The sequence below is a fragment of the Streptomyces sp. NPDC002867 genome (genome assembly GCF_053591895.1).
In genome coordinates this window covers 13841-36889 of sequence record NZ_JBSFUR010000007.1, presented here as the reverse complement: position 1 = coordinate 36889, position 23049 = coordinate 13841, and the positions used below count along the sequence as shown (strand labels likewise).

Genomic DNA, 23049 nt, shown 5'->3' with positions numbered 1-23049 from the left:
CAGGGAGCGTACGTCAGTGGTGATGGGCCCGCGTGCGGTGGCGGTGCTCGTACATCGCCGCCGTGTACACGTCCGCCGTCGCCGACGCCGCCGTGCCCCAGCCGAAGGACTGCGCGTGCCGGGCGGCGGCCGCGCCCATGCGGTCGGTCAGCGACGGGTCGCGCAAGAAGCTCGCCAGGACGTCCGCGTAGTGGGCGGGGGCGTGACCGGGGACCAGGAAGCCCGTCTCCTCGTCGCGCACCGCCACCGGCAGCCCGCCGACCGCGGCGGCCACGACCGGGGTGCCGGCCGCCTGGGCCTCGATCGCCACCAGCCCGAAGGACTCGCTGTACGAGGGCATGACCAGGACGGACGCGGCCCGGAACCAGTCCGCGAGCCGCACCTGCCCGACCGGGGGCCGGAAGTGGACGACGTCCGCGATGCCGAGCCGGGCGGCGAGCTTCTGCAGACCCTCGGGCTTGGCCAGTCCGCTGCCGCTGGGGCCGCCGACGACGGGCACATGGATGCGGTGACGCAGGGCCGGGTCGCGCTCCAGCAGCAGCGCGACGGCGCGCAGCAGGACGTCGGGGGCCTTGAGCGGCTGGATGCGGCCCGCGAACAGCGGGATGAACGCGTCCTGCGGCAGCCCGAGCCTCGCCCGTGCCGCGGCCCGCCCGTCGTCCGGACGGAAGACGTCGAGGTTGACGCCCGGGTGGACGACGGCGACCTTCGCCGGATCGGCGTCGTAGAAGCGGACGAGCTCGTCGGCCTCCTCCGCCGTGTTGGCTATCAGCCGGTCCGCGGCGCCCACTATCTGGGTCTCGCCGATGACGCGGGAGGCGGGTTCGGGTGTGTCGCCCTCGGCGAGCGCGGCGTTCTTGACCTTGGCCATGGTGTGCATGGCGTGGACGAGGGGGACGCCCCAGCGTTCGGCGGCGAGCCAGCCGACGTGGCCGGAGAGCCAGTAGTGCGAGTGGACGAGGTCGTAGTGCCCCGGGCGGTGGCCCGCCCACGCCTGCATGACACCGTGCGTGAACGCGCACAGCTGGGGCGGCAGGTCCTCCTTGGCCAGACCCTCGTAGGGCCCCGCGTCGACGTGCCGCACGAGGACACCGGGCGCGAGCTCGACGACCGGCTGCAGACCGCCGGTGGTGGCCCGCGTGAAGATCTCGACCTCGATGTTGATGGCCGCGAGCCGCTTGGCGAGCTCGACGATGTAGACGTTCATGCCGCCCGCGTCGCCCGTGCCCGGCTGGTGCAGCGGCGAGGTGTGGACGCTGAGCATCGCGACCCTGCGCGGCTTGCGGGGGCCGCCGGGGAACCGGAGACGGGGCGCCATCCGGCTGCTGCCGAGGCGGGAGACGTACTGGCTCACGTCGGCGGTCCTCTCGCTGCGGGCACGACAAACTGCGGGGCTGGGGTCCCGCACGCCTGCACAACAGCGGAGCGGACACTTCCATTTCCCGACTGCTCCCACTTTGCCAAATCATTGCCGTCCACGCGGCCCGGAACGGCGGGCCCACCGGTCGGGGCGGGGCCCGTCCGGGGGCCTGCGGGGGCGGCCGAGTGTTACTGAGGGCGGGGGCACCTCCCGGACCGGGCGGACGGCCCCGCCCCCGGAGGGCGATGCGTACCGGGCCGCGCGGCCGGGCTCCGGGGCCCGCGGCGCGAACGCTTACCCTCGGTGACATGAATCGCCCCGTCGGGACCGCGACCCGCGGGACGACCAACCCGAACCGGCTGCGCCGCATGGACCGCTGGATCGCCGCGACACACGGCCCCGCCCTGCGCCGCAGCGCCGCGGCCCCCCTCGCCGTCGACCTCGGGTACGGGGCGGCCCCCTGGACCGCCGTGGAGCTGCTCCAGCGGCTGCGCACCGCCGAACCGCGGTGCGAGGTCGTCGGCGTCGAGATCGACCCGGCCCGCGTCGCCGCCGCGAAGCCGTACCAACGCGCCGGGCTCACCTTCCGGCACGGCGGCTTCGAGGTGCCGACACAGGACCGGCCGGCGCTGATCAGGGCGGCCAATGTGCTGCGCCAGTACGACGAGGACCAGGTCGCGGCGGTCTGGTCGCGGCTCTGCGGGCGACTGGCGCCCGGCGGGCTGCTCGTCGAGGGCACGTGCGACGAGATCGGGCGGCGGCACGTCTGGGTGGCGCTCGGACCCGAGGGGCCGCGGACGGTCACGTTCGCGACCCGGCTCGGCTCCCTGGAGCGCCCCTCCGACCTGGCCGAGCGGCTGCCGAAGGCGCTCATCCACCGCAATGTGCCGGGCGAGCCGGTGCACGCGTTCCTGCGGGACTTCGACCGCGCCTGGGCGGCGGCCGCGCCGTACGCCTCGCTGGGGGCGCGCCAGCGCTGGATCCGGGCGGTGCGCGACCTGGCGGGCGAGTGGCCCTTGAGGGACGACCGGCGGCGGTGGCGGCAGGGCGAGGTCACCGTCGCATGGGAAGCGCTGGCGCCCGCCCCCGGCTGAGGCACGGGAGGCGCCGGTCCCCGCCGACGCACCGCTCCCCGCCACGGACCGGGGCAAACCAGCAATACGGGTGAACACCTCCTGGTTTGTGGTGAACGGGACACCATGACGGATGAACGGATCCGGCCGGGGGAACACCGGGACGGGCCCGCTCGTAGTGACGGTGGGGACGAGCGGCAGACATCGCCGGGGTGGGGAAATCTGCGGGGAACGAAGTGCCGGTCGCGCCTGTCGTTTTGGCGGTCGCCATGACACCATCACGACGTTGAACCCAAGTTACTGACGGTCAATCACATGCGATTGACCGGCGCCCGCCCGGAGGGGGAGTCGTGAACCGACGCCGCTGTGCCACTGCCGCAGCGATCAGCCTGGTCTGCGCACTGACCGTGCTCGCGGTCCCCGGCCAAGCGCTCGCGGCACCGGAGCCGCAGCCGCCTGCCTCGGTCACCGTGCCCGGACCGATGGCACCTCCCCCGCCGAGCGCCTCGCTCGAAGCGGTGCGCCTGCAGATCGACGCGCTCTACCGCCAGGCCGCGTCCGCCACCGACGCGTACAACCTGGCCAAGGAGCGGACCGAGAAGCAGTCGGATGAAATCGTGAAGCTGGCCCAGGAGATGGCCAAGGGTCAGGCCCGCATCCAGGACCTGAAGAACCGCGCAGGCGCCGCCGCCCGCGCGCAGTACCGCGCAGGCGGCCTGCCGCCCGAGGCGCAGCTGGCACTCGTCGACGACCCGCAGCTGTTCCTGGACGGCGTCGGCCGCATCCAGCAGGGCCAGAAGGCCACGAAGGACCTCATCGCCGAACTGACGCAGACCCAGGCCGATTTGGCTGCGTACAGCAAGGACGCCAGCGCCCACTGGGAGCGGCTGGAGGCCAACAGGCTCAAGCAGGAGAAGGCCAAGAAGCAGATCAAGGCCAAGATCGCCGCAGCCAAGAAGCTCGAGGACAAGCTGGAGAAGGAGGAGCTCCGGCACCTCCTCCAGCTGGAGCAGCAGGCGCAGTACAAGGCCCAGAGCCAGTGGCTCGACTCGGGCATACTCGACGAGATCGACGGCCGCGCGAGCGAACAGGGCAGGAAGGCCGTCGAGTTCGCCACCGCGCAGCTCGGCAAGCCGTACGTGTGGGGAGCCGAGGGCCCGGGGTCGTACGACTGCTCGGGGCTGACCTCACAGGCCTGGGCGGCCGCCGGGCGCGGCATTCCGCGCACCTCGCAGGAGCAGTGGCGGCTGCTGCCCCGGATCGCCGTCCAGGACATGCGCCCCGGCGACCTGATCATCTACCACGCCGACGCGAGCCACGTCGGGATGTACGTCGGCGACGGCGCGATCATCCACGCCCCCCGCCCGGGAAGGAACGTCACCGTCGCCGGCGCCGGGTCGATGAGCATCCTCGGAGTCGTGCGCCCCGACAGGTGACGCGGGTCGCCCTCCGGGGCCGGCGCGTGATGTGCGTCCCATGCCCGCACGCGCCCCGGCGCCGGCCGGACACCGGCTCCGTGGCGCAAGTGACGTGCGCCACCCGGCACATGGGGCGAAAGGGGCAGCCGGGGTGAGGGCGGCGTGATGTTCGTCATGGCGCGCCCGGTAACTACCTCCCCATGCGCGGCATATGCCAGTGGCTCTTCGTTGATCGGCATTCCGTTCGGCCACCGCCTACCGCTATGGTCCCCGTCTGGCGGGACGTCGTTCGTCGCCCTGCCGCCCTCGGGGGGAGGGAAGGAAACAGAACCGATGCCCGTACCCGTACCGCGACAGAGGAACGTCCCCGTCGTGGAGACCGCCCCCGGCGGGACGACCAGCGGCGGCGACCTCACGCTCCTGATCATCGAGGACGACCCGGCGGGCACCATCAGCGTCCCGGAGCTGCTCGACGCGGCCGGTACCCGCGTGCGTATCCGGACGGCCCGGAATCTCACCGAGGCCGAGCGACTGCTCACCGACGACGTGCACTGCGTACTCGTCGACCTCGCCCTGCCCGGTCGCACCACGGGCGACGAGCTGGGCGCCCTCAAGCACGTCCTGCGCCTGGCGCCGCGCCACGCGGTGCTGGCGCTGACCGCGTCCGGCGACAGCCGGCTGGCCGCCGAGGCGGTACGGGTCGGCGCCCAGGACCACCTCGTCCGCGAGGAGCTCGACGGACGGCTGCTGAGCCGCGCCGTGCGCTACGCGGTGGAGCGCAAGCGCGCCGACACCGCCCAGGTGAAGCTCGCCGAGTCCCGCATGCGCGCGCAGGAGAACGCCCGTCTGGAGCGCGGTCTGCTGCCCACTCCCCTGTTGGAGGGCTCGGACCTGCGTTTCGCCGCGCGCTACCGCCCCGGGCGCTCACGCGCCCTGCTCGGCGGCGACTTCTACGACACGGTCCGCACGCCCGACGGCACCGTCCACGCGATGATCGGCGACGTCTGCGGCCACGGTCCGGATGAGGCGGCGCTCGGTGTGGAGCTGCGCATCGCCTGGCGGGCGCTGACCTTCGCCGGGCTGTGCGGGGACGAGCTGCTGTCCACGCTCCAGCAGGTGCTGGAGCACGAGCGGGAGAGCGACGAGATCTTTGCGACGCTCTGCACGATGGACATCGCGCCGGACGGCCGGCGGGCCGGGCTGTGCCTGGCCGGCCACCCGAGCCCGCTGATCGCCCGGCACGGGCGGGCCGCGCAGCTGCTGCCGTACGACGACGGCGGCCCGGCGCTGGGCCTGCTGCCGCGCGCCCGCTGGCCGCGCCGCCAGGTGGAGCTCGGCGGCTCGTGGAGCCTGATGATGTACACGGACGGCCTGATCGAGGGCCGCCAGGGCCCGGACACGAAACAGCGCCTGGGCCAGGACGGCATGGTCGCGATGATCAACCGCCAGCTGGCGGCGGGGCTGCACGGCGAGTCTCTGCTGGAGGCGGCGGTCGGCGAGGTGCGTGAGCTGAACGGCGGCGACCTGACGGACGACGTCGCGGTCCTGCTCCTGAGCCGCGGCTCCCGGGCCTGACACGACAGGCGCGCGCTCCTCGGCCAGCGGGGGCGTGGGCGGGCGGGCGACGCAGCCCTCGGGCGAGAGCCGACAGCGTTGTCGCGAGACGCGAGACCGCTCCTCGGCAGCGGCCGACCCCGGGACGGGCCTGCCCCGGCCCGGTCCTGCGGGCAGCCTGCTGACCCGCTCCGCATCGGGCAGGATCGCGGCTCCCAGGCGAGAGGCGGCGGCTTGCCGCGGGGCGCGCGGTGCCGATCCGCCCGCGCGGGGCGCTGGAGGGTCGGTTTCGGTGCGCGGGGTTCACTGACCCGCGGGCGGACTGTCGCCCCGGTCGAGGCAATGCGGACCACGGCACACGCGCACGGTGCGCATGAGGCACCGGTCCACGAAGTCGGACGAGCGGCCGTCCGTGCGCAGCACGGACGGCCCCGGTCCACCGCGGACCAGGGCGTCCGAGCAAGGAGAAACGCCGGCCGGGGCGCGCTGCGCCCAGCGGGGGCGGGCCCGCTAGCGGCCGCCGTTGTACGGGCCGTACGGACCGTCGCTGCTGGATCCGCCCCGGCGGCGGCCGCCGCCGGACACCTGCGCCAGCGCCGGGCGCACGTCCACGAAGAAGACGATTGCCGCGATCAGTCCGGCGATCGACAGGAACAGCATCGGGATGAAGAGGTTCACGGCGACGGCGACACCGAGGATGATCAGCCAGAAGGACTTCGTCTTCTTGTCCGCCGCCCGGTAGGCGTCCTCACGGGCCACAGCGGCCATGACCAGGGCGGTCACGGACGTCACGAGGAAGACGAGCCTGGTGATCATCCAGAGCCCGAAGTCGAAGTTGTCAGCCAGCATCCCGAACACCGCCTAGTCAGTGGTTTGTGGCGCCTCGCGCCAAGGTACCTCCGGGAACGCCTCCGAGGCGATGAGCCTGCCGGGGGCGGGGCACCGCGTCGCCGCGGTGCCCGCGCTCCTGGCGTCACTCGGCCGAAGGCGTCGCCTTCTTCGCCACGGGCTTGCGGGGGGCCGGCTTGCGTGGCGGGGCCGGCTTCTTGCTCTCGGCCTTGGCCTCCGCGGGCTTCGCGTCCTGCGCCGACCCGGCGGGCTTCGCGGAATCCGGCTCGACGGCCACGGCGATCTCGGTGAGCTCCTCGGCGGCCTCGCCGCGCCAGGCCCTCACGGTCTGCTCGCCGTGCTCGGCGACCTTCTCGTACGCCTCACGCGCCTTGACGGCGTACTCGGCGGCGACGCCGACACTGCGCAGCGCGAGGTCCTGGGCGCTCTCGCCGAGCTTCTTCAGGTCGGTGTCGATGTTGCCGAGCACCTCGGTGACCTTGGCCTGCACGGTGGCCTGCGCCTCCTTGGCCTGCGCGGTCACCTTCTCCTGCACGGCCTTGGGGTCGGTGTTGCGCACGGCCTCGAAGCGGCTCGGCGCCTCGGCCGCGAGCTGCTCGAGCAGCGCGGGCACCTTCTTCGCCTGCTGCACGGCGAGGTCGGCGGTGCCGGCGGCGAAGTAGAGGGGAGTCGGGTCGCTGAAGGTCTTGCGCAGGTCATCGGTGATGGCCATGACTGTCGTCCTCCCGGAAGGCAGATCGGTACGTCTCAGTCGTTCTTCGGATCGGCATCGCCCGCGCCGGCCGTGCGGGGGCCGTCAGCGGTGGTGTCCTCGGGGGCGCTCGCGGGTCCGCTCGCGCTGTCGAGCCCGTTCTCCTTGCGGAAGGACTCGTAGATCTGCAGCAGCACCTGCTTCTGCCGCTCGTTGATCGAGGGGTCGGCCAGTATGACGGCACGCGTCTCCAGCTCGTCCCGCTCCTGCTCGTCGAGGATCCCCGCCCGGACGTAGAGGGTCTCGGCGGAGATCCGCAGGGCCTTGGCGACCTGCTGGAGCACTTCCGCGCTCGGCTTGCGCAGTCCGCGCTCGATCTGACTCAGATACGGATTGGACACCCCGGCGGCGTCGGCGAGCTGCCGCAGCGAGAGCTGCGCGCTGCGCCGCTGCTCGCGGAGGTAGTCACCGAGGTTGCCGACGTTGAGCGATGCCATGCTTCGATAGTGCCCGATGAGCGCTAACAATTGCAAGCATCTGCTTGCAAGAGTGTTCCATGCCACCCTGGTGCCGGGTCGGGGCCGAGCCGTGACGCCTGGAGCGGCGGAGCCGTCCACGACGGCGTCGGCACGGCCGGCGATCCGCCCGGTGAGCGGAACGAGGTGCTCCACGAGGTCGCGTCCAGTGGGGTGAGGGAGTGCTCCATGCGGGGCGGGGCCTTGGCAAGGGGTGCGGCACCGGCCCCGGGGCGCGTACCCGGTTGACGCTCCGTCATGCACCCGGTTGTCTGCTGCGATGACCGATCTCCGCATCGAAAAGGCCCACGGCGACGACGCCGTGCTCAGGGACTGGCAGTACGTCCACAACGTGATCATCCCGACCGACACCCTGTCGCTCGACGAGGTCCGCGAGCGTTCCGGGCGCTACCACCTCGAGGTGGCGTACCTCGGCGACGAGCTCGTGGGCTGCTCGACGGTGCGCCCGCCCACGAGCGAGGAACCGGTGGTCACCGTGATCGCGCGAGTGCTCGCCGCCCACCGTGGGCAGGGCTTCGGCACGGAGCTCTACGCACACGGTCTGGCGCGGGCGCGCGAGCTCGGCGGCGAGGGAATCGAGACGGTCGTCCTGGAATCCAACCCCGACGGTCTGAGGTTCGCGCTCCGGCACGGATTCGTCGAGGTCGAGCGGTACCTGCTGCCCGGCGACACCGTGCCGTGGATCGCGCTGCGCCTGGCCGCCGAGAGCTGACATTCCCTTCAGGGCCGACGCGCGCCCCGGGCGCCACCACTCGCCAGGTCGCCGGCCCGGCCTGGCAGCCGTCCGGGCCATCGGCACACCCCTACCGTGCGACGCGCCCCAGGAACTCCAGCACCGCCGCGTTGAAATCCGCCGGACGTTCCAGGTTGGGCATGTGGGCGGCACCTTCGACGATCGCCAGCGTCGCGTCGGGCAGCAGGGCGTGCAGGGCACGCGCCTCGGCGACCGGCGTGTACGTGTCGTCCGCGCCGACCACGACCAGCGCGGGCACCTGGGCCGCGGCCAGCGAGGCGCGGTAGTCGGGGCGTTGGGCCCGGCCCCGCAGGGCGGCCGCGGCTCCCTGCGGGGAGGTCGCGCGCATCATGGCGAGGACGTGCCGGGCGACTTCGGGTATACCGGTGACGTTGTACGGGGCGACCATCTTGTCGATCACCTCGTCGGCGTATCCGTCGAGCCCCTCGGCCAGCAGCCGGTCGGCCATCGCGTTGCGGAACGCCTTGCCCTCCTGTGTCTCGGCGGCCGGCGAGGTGTCGGCGAGGATCAGGGCGCGCACCCGCTCGGGGAACAGCCGGTGGAACTCCATCGTGATCTGCCCGCCCATCGACAGGCCGCCGATCACGGCCCGTCGGACGCCGAGCCGGTCCATCACGGCGGCGGTGTCCCGCGCGAAGACGGAGAGCGGCACCGTGCCGGGGACGACCTCGCTCGTGCCGTAGCCGCGCAGATCCGCGGTGATGACGCGGTGGCCCGCGCGGGTGAGCGCGTCGGCCTGGGGGTCCCACATGCTGCGGTTGAACGGGTGCCCGTGGACGAGCACGACGGGCAGGCCGTCCGCCGGGCCACGGTCGTCGTAGCCGATCGAAATACCGTTCGCCTGAAGGGAGTTCATGCGGGTCAGCCTAGCCAGCACGACCGGGTGCGCCGCCTGCGCCCGTGGGCCCGGACGATCATGCGCCGCCCGCCATCGCCGGCGGCAACGGACGGGTGTGCAGGACGTCGAGCCGGGAGACCGCCCGCGTGAGCACCGTGCCCGGCCGCGAGCCGCGCTGCCAGACCGGCCGTGCCCGGCTTTCCCACGGCGCCCAGCGCCTCCGCGAGCGCCTGCTCCGACCTGCCCTGGTACGCGTACAGCCGGGCCACCAGGCTCGGTGTCCCGTACAGCAGCCGATGGAACGCGAGCACGCCGGCCTCGTCGCTCAGCCCCGTGACCGGGTCCGCCGCTCCAGGCCGTCGAGGAAGTGGCGGTGCAGCGCGTCGAGCGGCGGGACTCCTTCCGCGCGGGCGGCCGTGACGACCCGGGCGGCCTCGTCCTCGTGGTCGGCGAACCGGTGCAGCGCGAGGTCCTCCTTCGCGGGGAAGTACCGGAACAGCGTCGGCTTGGACACGTCGGCGGCGGCGACCTCGGCCACGGACACCGCGTCGAAGCCCTTCTCCAGGAAGAGGGCGATGGCGGCCTCGGAGATCGCCCGGTACGTCTGCCGCTTCTTGCGCTCGCGGAGTCCCGTCCCGCCGCTCATGCCGCCGCCTCTCCTCCACACCCCGCACGGCACCGGCCGGCGCCGCGGGCCCTGTCCAGTACACCACCCGCCAGGGCCGCACGGGCCACCGCACGGGACGGGGAGGATCAGGCCGCGAACCGCCGCACGGTCACGGCGCGGCGGCGGGTCCCGACCGCTTGAGCCAGCCCGCATAGGCGGACATCACCTGCGGCACCGTCGGCACCTGCGTCAGGCCCAGCGGTCCCTTGGCCGCCTCCAGCACACGCCGGACCTTCCAGGCCGCGACCGGGAGGGCGACGCGGTGGGGATCGTTGCGCGGGCCCAGCCCCACGGCCGCGCGGACGACATCGGTGACAACGGACTGGACCCGCTTGTAGGCGAGCAGATACGGAAGATCCCGCTGCCATTCCCGGGAGGCGCCTGGGCGGACTTCTTCCACCGCGCCGGCCCACATCGTGCCGACGCGTTGCGCGTCACGAGGCGAGTAGCGCATGAGATGGAGGTGGGTGGCCAGCTCGTAAAGGGGATCGCCGATCATGGCCAGCTCCCAGTCGATGGTCCACAGATCGCCCGCGTGGTCGACGATGAAATTGTGGCGGTGCAGGTCCCCGTGCACGAGCGTGAAGGGGCGGTTCGCCAACCGCCCTGCGGGCATCGCCAGAGCCTCCAGTGCCCTTCTGCGCACGCCGAGCCTCTCGAACAGCTCGCCGTATTCCTCGGCGTGCCGGTCGTACACCTGGGTGGCGGTGAAATCCGTCAACCGGTTGAGGAACACCGTCGAATCGTCGTCGAGCACAGGGTGGCCATCCGGCAAGCAGGTTCGGGGCAGGTCGTCGAACTCATCGGTCTTGATCGCGACCACCTGCTGAAAGAGCCGTGCGAGCTGGCCCTCGTGGTGGCCGGACAGCGGGCGCCCCGTCAGCGGCCCGCCCCCGGGCGGTCGCCCCTCCACGAATCCCTGGAGAAAGACGCCTGGCGCGACCTCGACGGACTCCGGAACCCGGTCGACACGCCCTTCGAGCATCAGCAGAAGCCGGTCCTCGGACGCGAAGCACCTGCGGTCGTACCAGAGCACGCCACTGCGCGGTGAGCGAAGTTTGCCCCACTTGTAGCGGGGGCGCAGCGGGCTTTCCGACGGCAGGGGAAAGGCATACGTCTCGTGGTGGTAGCCCTTGAGCGGTCCCACGATCACGCGGTCACCGCCATCGCTCCACATCACGGCCCGCCGACGAGCCTCGGAGTCCGTTTCCGCGCCGACTGTCATCACTGGTGCCCTTGGTGCTCCGGATCAGGTGCTGATTCGAGGAAAACTACCCTCCCGTTCTGTCTTCCGTGGGGAGCTGCTGCCGACATCATCAGACCGGAGTCATCGCTCCTGTTCGGCACGCCGGGAGCGCAGAGCTGTCCCGGCCCGGCACTCCGCTCGACCGACGGCCCTTCAGCGAAAATACAACGGCGTACAACTCATGTCAGTTGGTCGGAGAAGTCGACCAACTTTCGGAAGAACCGGCACACTTGTCACCTCCTGCTGGGCGGCCGGTCTCCAGCGCGCCCAGGACCGGCAGCAGAGCCGCCATGCTGGAGACGATCTCCGTGGCTCCGGCTTCCTTGAGCTCGGATCGCTTCCTCTCGTTACGCGCATACCCCAGAAACGGGACACCGAGATGTGCGGCCGCCTCATAGTCGGCCGCCGAGTCCCCGATCATCAGGGACTCGGCGGCGGTCGAGCCGGTCGTCTCCAGAGCCTGACTGAGGCAGTTCGGATGCGGCTTCATCAGGTGCGGATCAGGCATTCGGCCGTGGATGTGAGGTCCGAAGTGGACGGTCAGCCCCTCGCGGTCGAGATAGCTTCGCACCGCGCTCGCCGAGTTGTTCGTCGTGACGGCGAGGCGGAAGCCCGCGCCGTCGAGCCGGCGTATCAGGTCTCCGGCGCCTTCGGCCGGCTCGGCCGCCACGACGGCCCGGAGCTCGTGCTCGGTCAGCTGTCGCTCCATCGCCGTCACCAGGTCGCTGCCCGGGTACCGGGTCGCCGTGGCCCTGAGCAGGGCGAGCGGATCGTGCCTGCGGTCGGCGCCCACCGGCACATCGCCCGGAACGTTCCGCACGATCCAGTCCCGGAGCTCGGCCGCCACCTGCTGGGACGGATGCCCGCTGAAGAGATGGCAGATCGGACCGTCGAAGTCGAACAGGACGCACTTCGCAGTGGCGAGAAGGGCGAACACAGCGGTCGGGTGCGAGTCGGTCACATCGCTCCGTCCGTCGGGGCAGCGTCGTCGGACTGCCGGTGCCGTCACCCCCCATACTGCCCACAACTATGCATGCTGTAGGCGTAGTTGACGGCGGCGGCGATTCACACGGGAGGCGGCCGGTCAGCTGCTCAACTCGATGTTGTCCTCGGCCAGCGTGCCCCACAGGCTGTCGAACCACGCCTGCGACTGCTGGACGAACGCCTCGTCCCGGCGTCCGGCGTGCAGCTCGAAAGGAAAGAGCATCGATTCCGCGCCGAGCGTGTCGTAGATCGCGGACGGCGTTCCCGCGATCTGTTCCTCGCGCCTGGTGACGTTGTAGAACGCGAAGAGCGCCTCTGAGCCGTTCAGCAGGTAGAGCTTGGCGATCGGCGTCACCGGCAGGGTCCTGAGCGTCACGTCGACATCGATGCCGCGGGACGTGATCTCCCGGGCCCTCTTCAGCAGCTCACTGCCGTACCTGTTCCGCAGCGTGAGCCAGTGCTCGTGAACCGCGTCCTCGGTGACCGAGTCCTCGGCCGGCCGCGGAAACGCCAGGCGCAGGGAACGCGCGGGAACCAGCACCCTGATCCGGATGCTCTGCGGTGTGATCTGCCGTGCCTGCACCCGCCGCAGCGGCTCGGCGAGCGCCTGGTTCAGTGTCTCGGTGGTCAGGCAGATCGCGTCGATGCGCACGTCCTGCACCTCGAACGCCTCGATGACGCGCGGACCGAGGACCGCGACCGTCTCCTGCGGTTCCTCCGGCACCACTCCCTGGGCATGCGGTGACGCAACGCGGGCCGGAGCTCCTTTGCCGCCACCGGCGATCAGACCGGCTTGACGCAGCAAGGCCTGTGCCTGTCGAACCGTGCGCCGCTCCACCTTGAATTCCTCGACCAGTTGCCCCTGGGTCGGAATCCGCTCGCCCTCTTTCAGCCGGCCCGATCGGATGCGCTCGGCCAGGGCGTCCGCCACCTGATCCGGTGAGGGCGTTCCGGCGCCGTTCACTGCGTGGTGCTCAAGGGTCACAACAGAACGTTACAACTTCCAGTCAGGTATGGGGAGTTACCGGGATCCTGTTTATTGCTACCGGCCAAGTGGGGACAACTTCAGTGAGTTGGCGGACAAGTTGGCCAACCAGGGCGTGATGTATCAACACGCGCTCACGCTCGCTCAAGCGCCATCTGCTCGCCCGTCCAGAGTCGTACGGGTGCCGCGCGCGGACTCGTCCGCACCCCCTGAGCCGCTCCACTCCTAACCGAGGAGGGATCGCCGTGCCCCTGATCACTCTTGTCATCGAGCAGTACGTGCAGTGGCGCTTCGGCCTCACGGCCGCGCTCGGATGCGCCCTGCTGGCCGTCGGTGTAAAGGCGGAGAACGCCACCTGCGCCGGTGTCGGCGGCCTCCTGCTGGTGGCGCCCGCCATGGCCCCCGGCGCCTGACAGCCCCCTCAGAAGACGTCCGGGCACCAGGCGCGGCGCGCCGTGCGGAACACCCTGTCGGCCAGCGCCGCCGCTCCCGGGCTGTGCTCCTCCACGCGGCCCAGCGCCGCCAGCCGCAGCACCGAGGCGTCTCCCAGGTACAGCGCACCCAGCTCACGCACGTCCAGCGTCAGATCGGGCGCGGACGAGGACGGGGCGCAGGCCGCCCCGTCCGGCGACACCGTCAGGCCGAAACGGCCGCCCGCGATGCCCGAGGCGTCGACGACCTCCAGCACCAGCGACGCCGGCACCGCATACGTCCGCGCCTCCAGCGCCCGTACGACGTCCAGCACGCGCACCCACAGGAAGTCCGCCTGCGTGACCACCCGGGCCGCCCTCGGGTCGGGCAGCAGATCCGGCAGCAGGTCGTCGGGGGCACGCCCGCCCGAACGGACCGTGGTGACCCAGTCCACCGAGCACACGAAGTGCCACAGCGCCCGCTCGGCCGCCGGCGTCACCGCGATCAGATCCCGGACCGTGGCCGTGTTCAGCGGCTGCTTGGCGTCGCCCCACTTGTCGTCGGCCGCGTACGTCAGCAGGCCCTCCACGTCCCCTGCGGCCGACCGGTACACCGCGTAGAACGGCTCCGTCCACGGGAACGCGGATGTCACCGCCTGGCCCGTGTTGACCTGCCACCACCGCTCGTCGCGGCTGACCACGCCGTGCTGCCGCGCCGCGAGCCGCCCGTGCAGCTCCGGGCCCAGCTTGCGGACGTCCGAGCCGTCGACCAGGTCGACACGGCCGCCGTCGTCCGGCCGCGACCAGCGGCCGTCCAGGCCGGCGCGCGGCACGTCGACGGACCACTCGGTCAGCGAGGCGGCGGGGCCGTAGCCGTACCGCCCGTAGATCGGGTACTCCGCGGCGATCAGCGTCGATACCGCGTCGCCGCGCTCCTTGGCCTCCGCCAGGTCCTCGATGATCATCCGGGTGAGCAGGCCGCGGCGGCGGTGGGTCGGCGAGACGGACACGTTCGACACGGCACTCGCCGTGATCCGGGCGCCGCCCACCACGGTGAGCTCCTGGGCGAACGAGCGGTACGTCGCCACGCAGCGGCCGTCGTCGAACGCGCCCTGTGTACGGGTGAGATCGGTGTGCGGGAGGCGGCTCGCGACCTCCTCGTCGGTGACGACCGGCGGCTGCAGGAAGCCGGTGGCCAGTGCCCTCAGCCAGTCGGGGAACTCGGTCTCGGCGATCCGACGCGTCTCGACACTCATGCGACCCACGCTAGGCCGCCCGCCGAGGCCCGCGCATGCCCTTTTCGGGCCGGCGGCCGGTGCGCGAACGCCCTCCCGGCGGCCCGTGTCAGGTCAGCAGGTCGTCGACCTGAGCTTCGCCCTCACGGTACCTGCGGGTGATCTCGGCGCTGCAGTCGTCGGCGGTCCGCTGGAGCTGCTGCCGGCGGCGCGAGACCTGCTGCTCGTAGGCGAGCAGCCGCCCCATCGCGGTGTGCAGCTCGTCGTCCGTGCGGGCGTCGAGGTCGGACAGGCCGACCTCGTCGAGCATGTCGGACGCGAGGCGGCGGTACTCCTCCCCGTGCGGCGTCGACAGCGTGACGTGCCGGGCGGACGAGCCCCGCCGCGACGGGGTGTCGGCGAGGATCTCGGAGAGCCGGTCGACGACCGGCGCCTCCGGGTCGGCCCTGCGCTCCAGTTCGGCCCGCAGGATGTCGATCCGGCCCTGCACCAGCCGCCGCACATAGCTGAGGTCGGCCTCGTCGCGCTGCGAGTCCCGGCGCAGGGCGCGCAGCTCCGGCAGCTTCAGCGTGGCCAGATCGTGCCGGACGGGCTCGGGCAGCTCGGCGCCGGCGCGCTGGTGGGGTGGCCGGGCGGCCGGGGCGGCTTCCGTCGCGGACGCCGCCCGCCGGTCCGCCACGGAGACCGGCGCGGAAACCGATACGGGGCCGAGCGACCGCCCGGCGCCAGATGTGCTCATGTGCGTATGTCCGTCCCCTCGCAACCGGTGCATGGGCCCTCTCCCGACCCGGAGGGCCCGGGGATGCACCGCCTGCGTGCATCGTGCCATCCCGATACGTCCCGTCGCAGGCGGTCTGCACCTGTTCGGCCCCGAATGGCGGCCAGGTAGTTTTCTCGGTATGCGTGCAGTGGTGCAGAGGGTGGACGGCGCGAGCGTCGTGATGCCCGGTGAGTCGGGGCCGGAGACGGTCGGCGAGATCGTCGGCGAGGGACTGTGTGTGCTGGTGGGGGTCACCCACGAGGACACGAGGGAGAAGGCGGCCCAACTGGCCCGCAAGCTCTGGTCCGTACGGTTGCTGGAGGGGGAGAAGTCCTGCTCGGACACGGGGGCGCCGCTTCTGGTGATCTCGCAGTTCACTCTCTACGGGGACGCCCGAAAGGGCCGCCGCCCCACCTGGAACGCGGCGGCGCCGGGCCCCGTCGCCGAACCGCTGGTCGACGAGGTGGTCGCCCAGCTGCGGGCGCTGGGCGCGCACGTGGAGACGGGCCGGTTCGGAGCGCAGATGCGCGTCTCGCTGACGAACAACGGCCCGTTCACGATCATCGTCGAGGTGTAGCGGCGGGCCTACGGCTCGACGACCGTCTCCTGGGCGGCGGCCGTGTCGCCGGCCAGGAGCTCGGCGTCCACCGGTACGTTCCGCTTCACCAGCGCGAGCGCGATCGGCCCCAGTTCGTGGTGGCGGCCGGACGTGGTGACGAAGCCCAGCTGGCGGCCCTCGTTGTCCGCGGCCAGCCGCACCGGCGTGCCGGGCGCGGGCAGGTGCACCTCGCTGCCGTCCAGGTGGAGGAAGACCAGCCTCCGTGGCGGCTTCCCTAGGTTGTGGACACGCGCGACGGTCTCCTGGCCGCGGTAGCAGCCCTTCTGCAGATGGACCGCGCTGCCGATCCAGCCCAGCTCGTGCGGGATGGTGCGGTGGTCGGTCTCGAAACCGAGCCGCGGCCGGTGCTGCTCGATCCGCAGCGCCTCGTACGCGAGGATCCCCGCCACCGGACCGTGCTGCGCCGCGTACGCCTCCAGGTCCGCGCGCGGCAGGAACAGGTCGCGGCCGTACGCGGTCTCCCGGACGACCACGCCGTCCGGCACCTCGGCTATCGAACCGGCCGGCAGGTGGACGACGGCGAACTCGTCGGTGCGGTCGGCGACCTCCACCCGGTAGAAGAACTTCATCGATTCCAGATAGGCGATCAGCGCCTCCTGGGTGCCCGGCTCCACGTGGGCCCACACCGTCTCGCCGTCGTCGACGAGGTACAGGGCGTGTTCGATGTGCCCGTGCGCGGAGAGGATCAGCGCCTCGGTGGCCTGCCCCGCCGGCAGCTCGCTCACGTGCTGGGTGAGCAGCAGGTGCAGCCAGCTCAGCCGGTCGTCGCCGCTGACGGTCACGACGCCGCGGTGCGAGAGGTCGACGAGACCCCTCCCGGCGGCGAGTGCGCGCTGCTCACGGAACAGGTCGCCGTAGTGCGCGGCGACCCCTTCGTCGCGTCCCTCGGCGGGAACCGCGCCGGGCAGGGACAGGAGAGGGCTCTTCATACGAGTAAGACTACGACTCGGCGGACGGTGTCCCGCCGGACGCCTTGGCCTGCGCCTTCTCCGTGCACTCCTCGCACCGGCCGAAGATCGCGAAGTGCTTCATGTCCGTGTCGAAGCCGAACGTCGCGCGCAGTTTCGCGGTGAAGTCGGCGGCCACCTCGACGTCCGCCTCGATCACGTTCGTGCAGTCCCGGCACACCAGATGCAGGTGGTGGTGCCGGTCCGCGAGGTGATAGGTGGGGGCGCCGTGCCCGAGATGGGCGTGCGAGACCAGGCCCAGCTCCTCCAGCAGCTCCAGCGTCCGGTAGACCGTGGAGATGTTGACCCCGGACGCCGTCTTGCGCACCTCGCCCAGGATCTCGTCCGGGGTGGCGTGCTCGAGGGTGTCCACGGCTTCCAGGACAAGCTGGCGCTGTGGGGTCAGCCGGTAGCCGCGCTGCCGCAGATCGCTCTTCCAGTCAGTGCTCACCACAGCCCCCAGTCTAGGCAGCGGCACGCCGCCCGGCCCCGGCCGGGCGCGTGGAAACCGGCCACCGGCAGGGCCGTCAACGGCCCCTGCCTGGTCAGCCACGGACCCGGCCGCACCACTGGCATTCCCGAAGGGCCTGCCTACTTGAAGAACGCGATGCCGTCGTCGGGCAGGTCGCCGAGGTCCTTGGCCCAGGACTCGACCTGCTCCGGGGTGACGACCTTCTTCAGGTGCGCCGACATGTACGGCCGCAGCGGGACCTCGGGGGTGGCCTTCTCGCCCACCCACATCAGGTCGCTCTTCACGTAGCCGTAGAGCCGCTTGCCACCGCTGTACGGGCCGGAGACGGCAGTGCGCGCGACGGCGTCCGTCACCAGGTCGATCTGCGGCTTCTGATCGGCGAGCTCGCCGTACCAGATCTCCACGATGCCCTGGTCGCGGACCATGACGACCTCGACCTTGCGGTCCTTGTCGACGCGCCAGTAGCCGCTCTCGCTCTCCAGCGGCTTGACCTTGTTGCCCTCGCCGTCGAGGACCCACGAGTGCGAGACGTACTCGATGAAGTCGCGGCCGTCATGGCTGAAGGTCACGGACTGGCCGAAGTTGCACTTCTCTGCGCCGGGGAAGTCCGATACGCCCGCGCCCTCCCACGTGCCGAGGAGGAACGCGAGGGGGACGAGGTCCGGGTTCAGGTCGGACGGAATCTCGATCATGAGCAGCTCTGTGGGTCGGTGACGGTACGGGCGGTCAGCGCTGGCCCTGGTACAGCTTCTTCACAGCCAGACCGGTGAAGGCGAGGACGCCGACACAGACCAGGACCAGCAGGGCTTCGAAGAAAACGATCACGGAGTGCTCCTCGAATGAGCGGTGAAGGCAGAACGGGCCGGGCCCCAGCTTAGTAGGCCGGGGCCGGACCCGTTCTGTGAGGTCCGCGTCAGCCGAGGAGCTGGTTCTGCAGGACGACCGTCTGGTGGAACGGCACCCGCGGGACCTCGCCCTTGCGGGAGAAGACGACGAACGCGACCGTGTCACCCGCCGTGATGTAGGCGTGGCGGACGTGGACGGGGCCGCGGGGCGCGGCCTCGTCGTACACGTAGCGCTCGGTGGAGGTCACCTTCGCCTTCGCGTCGTAGGCCTCGTCGTACGACGACATCTCCTCCACGCCGTTCGGCTGCAGCGTCGTGTCGGGGCTGCCGCCCATCTGCGTGTCGAAGAAGTCGCCCGCGATCGCCGAGGTGTGGAAGCGGAGCAGGAAGATCCGGACCGAGGTGCCGTCCGGCATCGTCCAGCCGCGTGCCACGACGTGGCGCGCGCGGGACTCCGTGAGGTGCTCGAGCAGGCTGTCCCGCTCGTCGCTCACGTACTGCCCCGTGAACCGGTCGAACGGCACCCGGCCGCGCTCGCCGCGCAGGGCCGGGTCAGGCGTGCTGCCCGCCGGTGCCGGGAGCAGGAGCTGCTCCAGGTCGGCGTAGTGGATCTCGGCCGGGTTCGTCTGGTCGAACGGCAGCGGAGCACCGGCCGGCAGCACCGGCTTGGTGAGCTTCGGGTAGTCCCACCGCCCGTCACCGAGCGTCGACAGCCCCGGGACGTCGGTGCGCTCCTGCGAGACGATGCCGTACGCGGTGCCGGTGCCCACCGCGGCGAAGACGACCACGGCGGCCGTCCAGCGCAGCACGGCCCTGAGGACCCGCCGGTCCCGCGGCGGTACGGGGAGTGGTGTGAAGTCCGGCGCAGGCGGCACGGAGGGCGCGGTGAAGTCCGGCGCGGGCGGCACGGAGTCCGGCGCGGGTGCCTCCGGCGGCGCGACGGGGTGGGGCGGCGTGGGCTGGGCGTTGTCGGTCACACGGCCTCCCCGGGCGACGAGATGTGGTCGAGCTGCTCGCGCACGAGACTCTTGATCGTGCCGGTGGCGAGCGGCTTGGCGCCGTACGCGTACACGCTCACGAGCACCTCGCCCACGGGGGCGGTGCACATCATGATGTCGAGCTCCACGTCGTCGGTCTCGGGCATCAGGAAGCATGTCGCCTTCGGGTGGCCCTTGATCTTCGGGCCCTTGCGGAAGACCCCGAAGGCATCGGTCATCTCCTTCCGGAACGCGGCCAGACTGCCGACGGCCTTGGTGTTCTCCAGCTGCGCCAGCCGGGTCTCCATGACGAAGCGGGAATCGGTGGGACGGTAGCTGCGCACGGCCAGGCCCTTGATGCCCAGCTTGTCGACGGCCTTGTCGTGCCGCTTGCGCTTGGCGCTCGGCAGCCCGCGCGAGCCCTCCTTGAACAGCGCGACGGCCCGCTCGGCGTCCAGCACGCTGTCGTTGCCGAATTCGTCCACATCGGGGCCCGGCCGGTAGTGGGGAGGCATCGGCAGAAGCTCGGCCGCCAGGCCGGTCGGCTCCAGCGCCGGGATGTCGGATTCCGGGTGCTCGGCGGGTTCCGCCCAGACGACGGTGGGCGCGGTCCGGTCCGCGTCCTGGAGGGCGGACCAGCCCCAGGCGCCTCCGCCGGCGACCAGGCCGAGGCTCACGGCGGCGGCGACCAGCGCGACCGGGAGGCGGCGCCGGCGCGGCGTCGCGGGATCGGGTCCGTCCTGCACGAGATCCGCCTGCGTGGTGGGATCTGTCGGCTCGTTCACAGTCGCTCCAACTGGCGCTTGGCGAGCGACTTCAGGTCCTTCTCGTCGACCGGTCCCGAGTTGTTCGCGTACTCGATGATCATCACGGTGTCGCCCCGCCAGGCCACGGCCCGGCCCTGGTACAGGGGCTCGTAGCCGGCCTCGCGCAGCGGCTCGTCCCAGACGTAGGTACGGCCGTCGGCGCTGCCGGGAATCGGCTCACCGTCGTTGCCCGCCCACTTCTCGTCGTCCAGGTACCACTGCTGCGCCTCGCCGAAGATCCCGGCGTTCAGTTCCTCGTCCTCGCGGAACTGCACCAGCCGGATGTCGACGTAGACCTCGCCGTCCACGGACCAGCTCACGGTCGCGCACCGGCGGAACCCGTCCTCGGCGAGGAACTCGAACATGTCCCCCTCCTCCTTGAACCATGTCGCGAAGGAGTACAGGTCCTCCCAGCCGGCCTCACTCTCGGTCTTGGCGCCCTTCGGCTTCGGCAGCAGCAGCTCCCGCAGGTCGCCGTCGGTCTTGACCCACCGGTTCGCGTTCAGGGACCGGGCGGTCGTGCCCGCCTTGGCCGGGACGGGCTTCGGGGTCCTGATGTCGGGCTGCGACAGCACGGGCAGCGGAGTGGGCTCGCGCTGGTACTGCACGGCGTAGCCGGTGACCGTGCCGGCGACGACGCCGAGCACCGCGGCGGCGGCGATCAGCGCGACGGTGCGGCGGCGCCGGCGCACGCGCCCGGCCGCGACGGGCGCGGGCGCGGGTTCGGCGGCAGACGGCACGGCTTCGGTGCCAGCCGGTCCGGGGTCGGCGGCAGGTTCGGTGCCCGCCGGTCCGGGGTCGGCGGCAGACGGCGCCGGATCGGCCGGCCGTCCGGCCGGTTCCGGAGGTGTGTCAGGGGCCGAGACCGGCGAGGCCTCGGTGTCCTGCGTTTCCAAAGAGTCCCCCCACGAGACGTGAAGCGCGGCTTCCGTATCCGCGTACACACCTGACCCCTGGCACCGGCCGGGGGTTGTGGCGGGGAGCATTACAGTTCGGCATATGGCGAAGAAGCTCGTGATCAAGGTGACCGCAGGTGCCGACGCACCCGAACGCTGCTCCCAGGCCTTCACCGTGGCGGCCGTCGCCGTGGCCAGTGGGGTCGAGGTCTCGCTCTGGCTGACCGGTGAGTCCTCGTGGTTCGCCCTGCCCGGGCGCGCGGCCGAGTTCGAACTGCCGCACGCCGCGCCGCTGCCCGATCTTCTCGAGTCGATCCTGGCCGGCGGGCGCGTCACCCTGTGCACCCAGTGCGCGGCCCGGCGCGAGATCACGGAGAAGGACGTGCTGGAGGGCGTACGGATCGCGGGCGCCCAGGTCTTCGTCAGCGAGGCCGTGCAGGACGACGTGCAGTCCCTCGTCTACTGACGCGGCCTGCGTTTCCCGTCGATCTCGTCCCACCACTCGTCGGACTGCGGGTCCCCGGACGGGTCGTCCCACCAGCGGTCGTCCGGGCCCCGCCGGTTGGCGATCACCGCCGCGACCGGCGGGACGACCATGGCGACGAGGCACATGCCGACGGCCACCGGGACCGACCACAGCCGCACGACGGCCCAGGCGGAGACGAACAGGACGAGGCATCCGCCCATCATCAACAAGTAGGTGCGACGCCGTCGCGCGTACATGTCTTCAGCGTACGACCGAAGGGCCGCACCTCGTTCCCGGTAAGCGTCCAACCCCCAGGAGGTGCGGCCCTTCGGCCGGTCACTCGGCGATCAGACGGCGATCGCGACCTCGGAGAGCCCGCCCGTCTGCGCGACCACGGTACGGTCCGCCGTGGCGCCCGGGACCAGGGCGCGCACGGTCCACGTGCCCTCGGCCGCGTAGAAGCGGAACTGTCCGGTCGCCGAGGTCGGGACCTCGGCGGTGAACTCGCCGGTCGAGTCCAGCAGGCGCACGTAGCCGGTGACGGGCTCGCCGTCGCGGGTCACCTGGCCCTGGATGGTGGTCTCACCGGGCTTGATCGTCGAGGCGTCGGGGCCGCCGGCCTTCGCTCCACACATGTCTTTCGTCCTTCTTATGGGTCGGGTCGGGGCGGATTACTTGTTGGCGCCGAGCTCGATCGGCACGCCGACGAGGGAGCCGTACTCGGTCCAGGAGCCGTCGTAGTTCTTGACGTTCTCGACACCGAGCAGCTCGTGCAGCACGAACCAGGTCAGCGCGGAGCGCTCACCGATACGGCAGTAGGCGATGGTGTCCTTCGCCAGGTCGACCTGCTCCTCGGCGTAGAGCTCGCGGAGCTCCTCGTCCGACTTGAAGGTGCCGTCGTCGTTGGCGTTCTTCGACCACGGGATGTTGCGGGCGCTCGGCACGTGGCCGGGGCGCTGCGACTGCTCCTGCGGGAGGTGCGCCGGGGCGAGCAGCTTGCCGCTGAACTCGTCGGGCGACCGCACGTCGACCAGGTTCTGGCTGCCGATCGCGGCGACGACGTCGTCACGGAAGGCGCGGATGGACGTGTCCTGCGGCTGGGCCTTGTACTCGGTGGCCGGACGGGCGGGCACCTGGGAACCGTCCACCAGGTCGCGGGAGTCGAGCTCCCACTTCTTGCGGCCGCCGTCGAGGAGACGGACGTCGCCGTGGCCGTAGAGCTTGAAGTACCAGAAGGCGTAGGACGCGAACCAGTTGTTGTTGCCGCCGTAGAGGACGACCGTGGAGTCGTTCGCGATCCCCTTCGCCGAAAGGAGCTTCTCGAAGCCCTCCTGGTCGATGAAGTCACGGCGGACCGGGTCCTGCAGGTCCTTGGTCCAGTCGATGCGGACCGCGTTCTTGATGTGGTTCTTGTCGTAGGCCGAGGTGTCCTCGTCGACCTCGACGATGACGACCTTCGGGTCGTCGATGTGGGCCTCGACCCAGTCGGCGTCTACCAGGACGTCGCTGCGGCTCATGCTTCTTCTCCTCCGGGGCAGTGTGCGGCGGTGGTGCGCGAGGGGTTGTGCGCGAGAGGTGTGCGGGTACGCGGAAGGCGCGTGGATCAGCACGGCGGCCCTGACAGAGGTCGAAGGGCCTGAGGGATACGGGAGTCGGGGCCC

26 protein-coding genes and 1 pseudogene are annotated in these 23049 nt (G+C 71.5%); 7 read left to right on the top strand and 20 right to left on the bottom strand.

Annotated elements, in window-relative coordinates; all coding sequences use genetic code 11:
- Positions 1-13: 13 nt before the first annotated feature.
- Positions 14-1354, bottom strand: a complete 1341-nt coding sequence (gene mshA, locus ACWD0A_RS08885; protein ID WP_451296032.1) for a D-inositol-3-phosphate glycosyltransferase — start codon at positions 1352-1354, stop codon at positions 14-16.
- A gap of 314 nt (positions 1355-1668) precedes the next feature.
- Between mshA and ACWD0A_RS08880 the strand changes: the two genes are divergently transcribed.
- From ACWD0A_RS08880 to ACWD0A_RS08870, 3 genes are all read left to right on the top strand, one after another.
- Positions 1669-2454 carry a class I SAM-dependent methyltransferase gene (locus tag ACWD0A_RS08880; protein WP_451296030.1) on the top strand — a complete coding sequence of 262 codons (786 nt, stop codon included), beginning with the start codon at positions 1669-1671 and terminating at the stop codon, positions 2452-2454.
- 329 nt (positions 2455-2783) lie between these two features.
- Positions 2784-3869, top strand: a complete 1086-nt coding sequence (locus ACWD0A_RS08875; protein WP_451296028.1) for a C40 family peptidase — start codon at positions 2784-2786, stop codon at positions 3867-3869.
- A 315-nt stretch (positions 3870-4184) separates the two neighbouring features.
- Positions 4185-5426 (top strand): PP2C family protein-serine/threonine phosphatase, encoded by a 1242-nt coding sequence (locus tag ACWD0A_RS08870; RefSeq protein ID WP_451296026.1) that lies wholly within the window; start codon positions 4185-4187, stop codon positions 5424-5426.
- A 489-nt stretch (positions 5427-5915) separates the two neighbouring features.
- Here the strand turns inward: ACWD0A_RS08870 and ACWD0A_RS08865 are convergent, their stop codons facing one another.
- From ACWD0A_RS08865 to ACWD0A_RS08855, 3 genes are all read right to left on the bottom strand, one after another.
- The gene (locus ACWD0A_RS08865) at positions 5916-6254 is read right to left on the bottom strand and encodes a DUF2516 family protein (protein ID WP_177150248.1); all 339 of its coding nucleotides are present in this window, start codon (positions 6252-6254) and stop codon (positions 5916-5918) included.
- 124 nt (positions 6255-6378) lie between these two features.
- On the bottom strand, positions 6379-6966 hold the full coding sequence (locus ACWD0A_RS08860) for a hypothetical protein (RefSeq protein ID WP_451296024.1): 588 nt from the start codon (positions 6964-6966) through the stop codon (positions 6379-6381).
- Between the two features lie 35 nt (positions 6967-7001).
- The gene (locus ACWD0A_RS08855; RefSeq protein WP_177150246.1) at positions 7002-7442 is read right to left on the bottom strand and encodes a helix-turn-helix domain-containing protein; all 441 of its coding nucleotides are present in this window, start codon (positions 7440-7442) and stop codon (positions 7002-7004) included.
- 298 nt (positions 7443-7740) lie between these two features.
- On the opposite strand from ACWD0A_RS08855, the gene ACWD0A_RS08850 reads away from it, so the two are divergent.
- The gene (locus tag ACWD0A_RS08850) at positions 7741-8193 is read left to right on the top strand and encodes a GNAT family N-acetyltransferase (protein WP_451296022.1); all 453 of its coding nucleotides are present in this window, start codon (positions 7741-7743) and stop codon (positions 8191-8193) included.
- A 91-nt stretch (positions 8194-8284) separates the two neighbouring features.
- Here ACWD0A_RS08850 and ACWD0A_RS08845 read toward each other — a convergent pair whose 3' ends face one another.
- From ACWD0A_RS08845 to ACWD0A_RS08825, 5 genes and pseudogenes are all read right to left on the bottom strand, one after another.
- Complete coding sequence (locus tag ACWD0A_RS08845; protein ID WP_451296020.1) at positions 8285-9091, bottom strand: alpha/beta fold hydrolase; 807 nt, start codon at positions 9089-9091, stop codon at positions 8285-8287.
- A 140-nt stretch (positions 9092-9231) separates the two neighbouring features.
- Positions 9232-9719: pseudogene (locus ACWD0A_RS08840) on the bottom strand (TetR/AcrR family transcriptional regulator); the annotation flags it as partial.
- Positions 9720-9849: 130 nt separating this feature from the next.
- Complete coding sequence (locus ACWD0A_RS08835) at positions 9850-10893, bottom strand: phosphotransferase (RefSeq protein ID WP_451296018.1); 1044 nt, start codon at positions 10891-10893, stop codon at positions 9850-9852.
- Positions 10894-11170: 277 nt separating this feature from the next.
- Positions 11171-11947 carry an HAD family hydrolase gene (locus ACWD0A_RS08830; RefSeq protein WP_451296016.1) on the bottom strand — a complete coding sequence of 259 codons (777 nt, stop codon included), beginning with the start codon at positions 11945-11947 and terminating at the stop codon, positions 11171-11173.
- 123 nt (positions 11948-12070) lie between these two features.
- Positions 12071-12955, bottom strand: a complete 885-nt coding sequence (locus ACWD0A_RS08825; protein ID WP_451296014.1) for a GntR family transcriptional regulator — start codon at positions 12953-12955, stop codon at positions 12071-12073.
- Between the two features lie 245 nt (positions 12956-13200).
- On the opposite strand from ACWD0A_RS08825, the gene ACWD0A_RS08820 reads away from it, so the two are divergent.
- Positions 13201-13368, top strand: a complete 168-nt coding sequence (locus ACWD0A_RS08820) for a hypothetical protein (RefSeq protein WP_451296012.1) — start codon at positions 13201-13203, stop codon at positions 13366-13368.
- An 8-nt stretch (positions 13369-13376) separates the two neighbouring features.
- Here ACWD0A_RS08820 and ACWD0A_RS08815 read toward each other — a convergent pair whose 3' ends face one another.
- Positions 13377-14621: a GNAT family N-acetyltransferase gene (locus ACWD0A_RS08815; protein ID WP_451296010.1), complete on the bottom strand. Its 1245-nt coding sequence runs from the start codon at positions 14619-14621 to the stop codon at positions 13377-13379.
- An 88-nt stretch (positions 14622-14709) separates the two neighbouring features.
- Entirely contained in the window at positions 14710-15339 is a 630-nt protein-coding gene (locus tag ACWD0A_RS08810) for an RsiG family protein (RefSeq protein ID WP_451296008.1), read from the bottom strand.
- A 160-nt stretch (positions 15340-15499) separates the two neighbouring features.
- Here ACWD0A_RS08810 and dtd point away from each other — a divergent pair, with 160 nt between their 5' ends.
- The gene (dtd, locus tag ACWD0A_RS08805) at positions 15500-15937 is read left to right on the top strand and encodes a D-aminoacyl-tRNA deacylase (RefSeq protein WP_451296006.1); all 438 of its coding nucleotides are present in this window, start codon (positions 15500-15502) and stop codon (positions 15935-15937) included.
- Positions 15938-15945: 8 nt separating this feature from the next.
- Here the strand turns inward: dtd and ygfZ are convergent, their stop codons facing one another.
- The 6 genes from ygfZ to ACWD0A_RS08775 all read right to left on the bottom strand — a co-directional run bounded on the left by ygfZ (position 15946) and on the right by ACWD0A_RS08775 (position 20766).
- Positions 15946-16908, bottom strand: coding sequence for a CAF17-like 4Fe-4S cluster assembly/insertion protein YgfZ (ygfZ, locus tag ACWD0A_RS08800; protein WP_451296004.1), 963 nt, complete (start codon positions 16906-16908; stop codon positions 15946-15948).
- A 10-nt stretch (positions 16909-16918) separates the two neighbouring features.
- The gene (locus tag ACWD0A_RS08795) at positions 16919-17380 is read right to left on the bottom strand and encodes a Fur family transcriptional regulator (protein ID WP_451296002.1); all 462 of its coding nucleotides are present in this window, start codon (positions 17378-17380) and stop codon (positions 16919-16921) included.
- A 137-nt stretch (positions 17381-17517) separates the two neighbouring features.
- The gene (locus ACWD0A_RS08790; protein WP_451296000.1) at positions 17518-18090 is read right to left on the bottom strand and encodes an FABP family protein; all 573 of its coding nucleotides are present in this window, start codon (positions 18088-18090) and stop codon (positions 17518-17520) included.
- Positions 18091-18311: 221 nt separating this feature from the next.
- The gene (locus ACWD0A_RS08785; protein ID WP_451295998.1) at positions 18312-19220 is read right to left on the bottom strand and encodes a hypothetical protein; all 909 of its coding nucleotides are present in this window, start codon (positions 19218-19220) and stop codon (positions 18312-18314) included.
- Complete coding sequence (locus ACWD0A_RS08780) at positions 19217-20005, bottom strand: hypothetical protein (RefSeq protein WP_451295996.1); 789 nt, start codon at positions 20003-20005, stop codon at positions 19217-19219. The genes ACWD0A_RS08785 and ACWD0A_RS08780 overlap by 4 nt, the downstream gene beginning before the upstream one ends.
- Entirely contained in the window at positions 20002-20766 is a 765-nt protein-coding gene (locus ACWD0A_RS08775; protein WP_451295994.1) for a hypothetical protein, read from the bottom strand. Before ACWD0A_RS08775 ends, ACWD0A_RS08780 begins: the two co-directional genes overlap by 4 nt.
- A 259-nt stretch (positions 20767-21025) precedes the next feature.
- Here ACWD0A_RS08775 and ACWD0A_RS08770 point away from each other — a divergent pair, with 259 nt between their 5' ends.
- A complete protein-coding gene (locus tag ACWD0A_RS08770) occupies positions 21026-21388 on the top strand; it encodes a DsrE family protein (protein WP_177150235.1) in 363 nt (120 codons plus the stop codon).
- Here ACWD0A_RS08770 and ACWD0A_RS08765 read toward each other — a convergent pair.
- The 3 genes from ACWD0A_RS08765 to ACWD0A_RS08755 are packed head-to-tail and all read right to left on the bottom strand — an operon-like array spanning position 21382 to position 22905.
- The gene (locus tag ACWD0A_RS08765) at positions 21382-21696 is read right to left on the bottom strand and encodes a DUF3099 domain-containing protein (protein ID WP_177150234.1); all 315 of its coding nucleotides are present in this window, start codon (positions 21694-21696) and stop codon (positions 21382-21384) included. The two genes, ACWD0A_RS08770 and ACWD0A_RS08765, sit on opposite strands and share 7 nt — an antisense overlap.
- 39 nt (positions 21697-21735) lie before the next feature.
- Complete coding sequence (locus tag ACWD0A_RS08760; RefSeq protein WP_017945923.1) at positions 21736-22023, bottom strand: DUF1416 domain-containing protein; 288 nt, start codon at positions 22021-22023, stop codon at positions 21736-21738.
- A gap of 36 nt (positions 22024-22059) precedes the next feature.
- Positions 22060-22905 (bottom strand): sulfurtransferase, encoded by an 846-nt coding sequence (locus ACWD0A_RS08755; protein ID WP_451295991.1) that lies wholly within the window; start codon positions 22903-22905, stop codon positions 22060-22062.
- Positions 22906-23049: the final 144 nt, after the last annotated feature.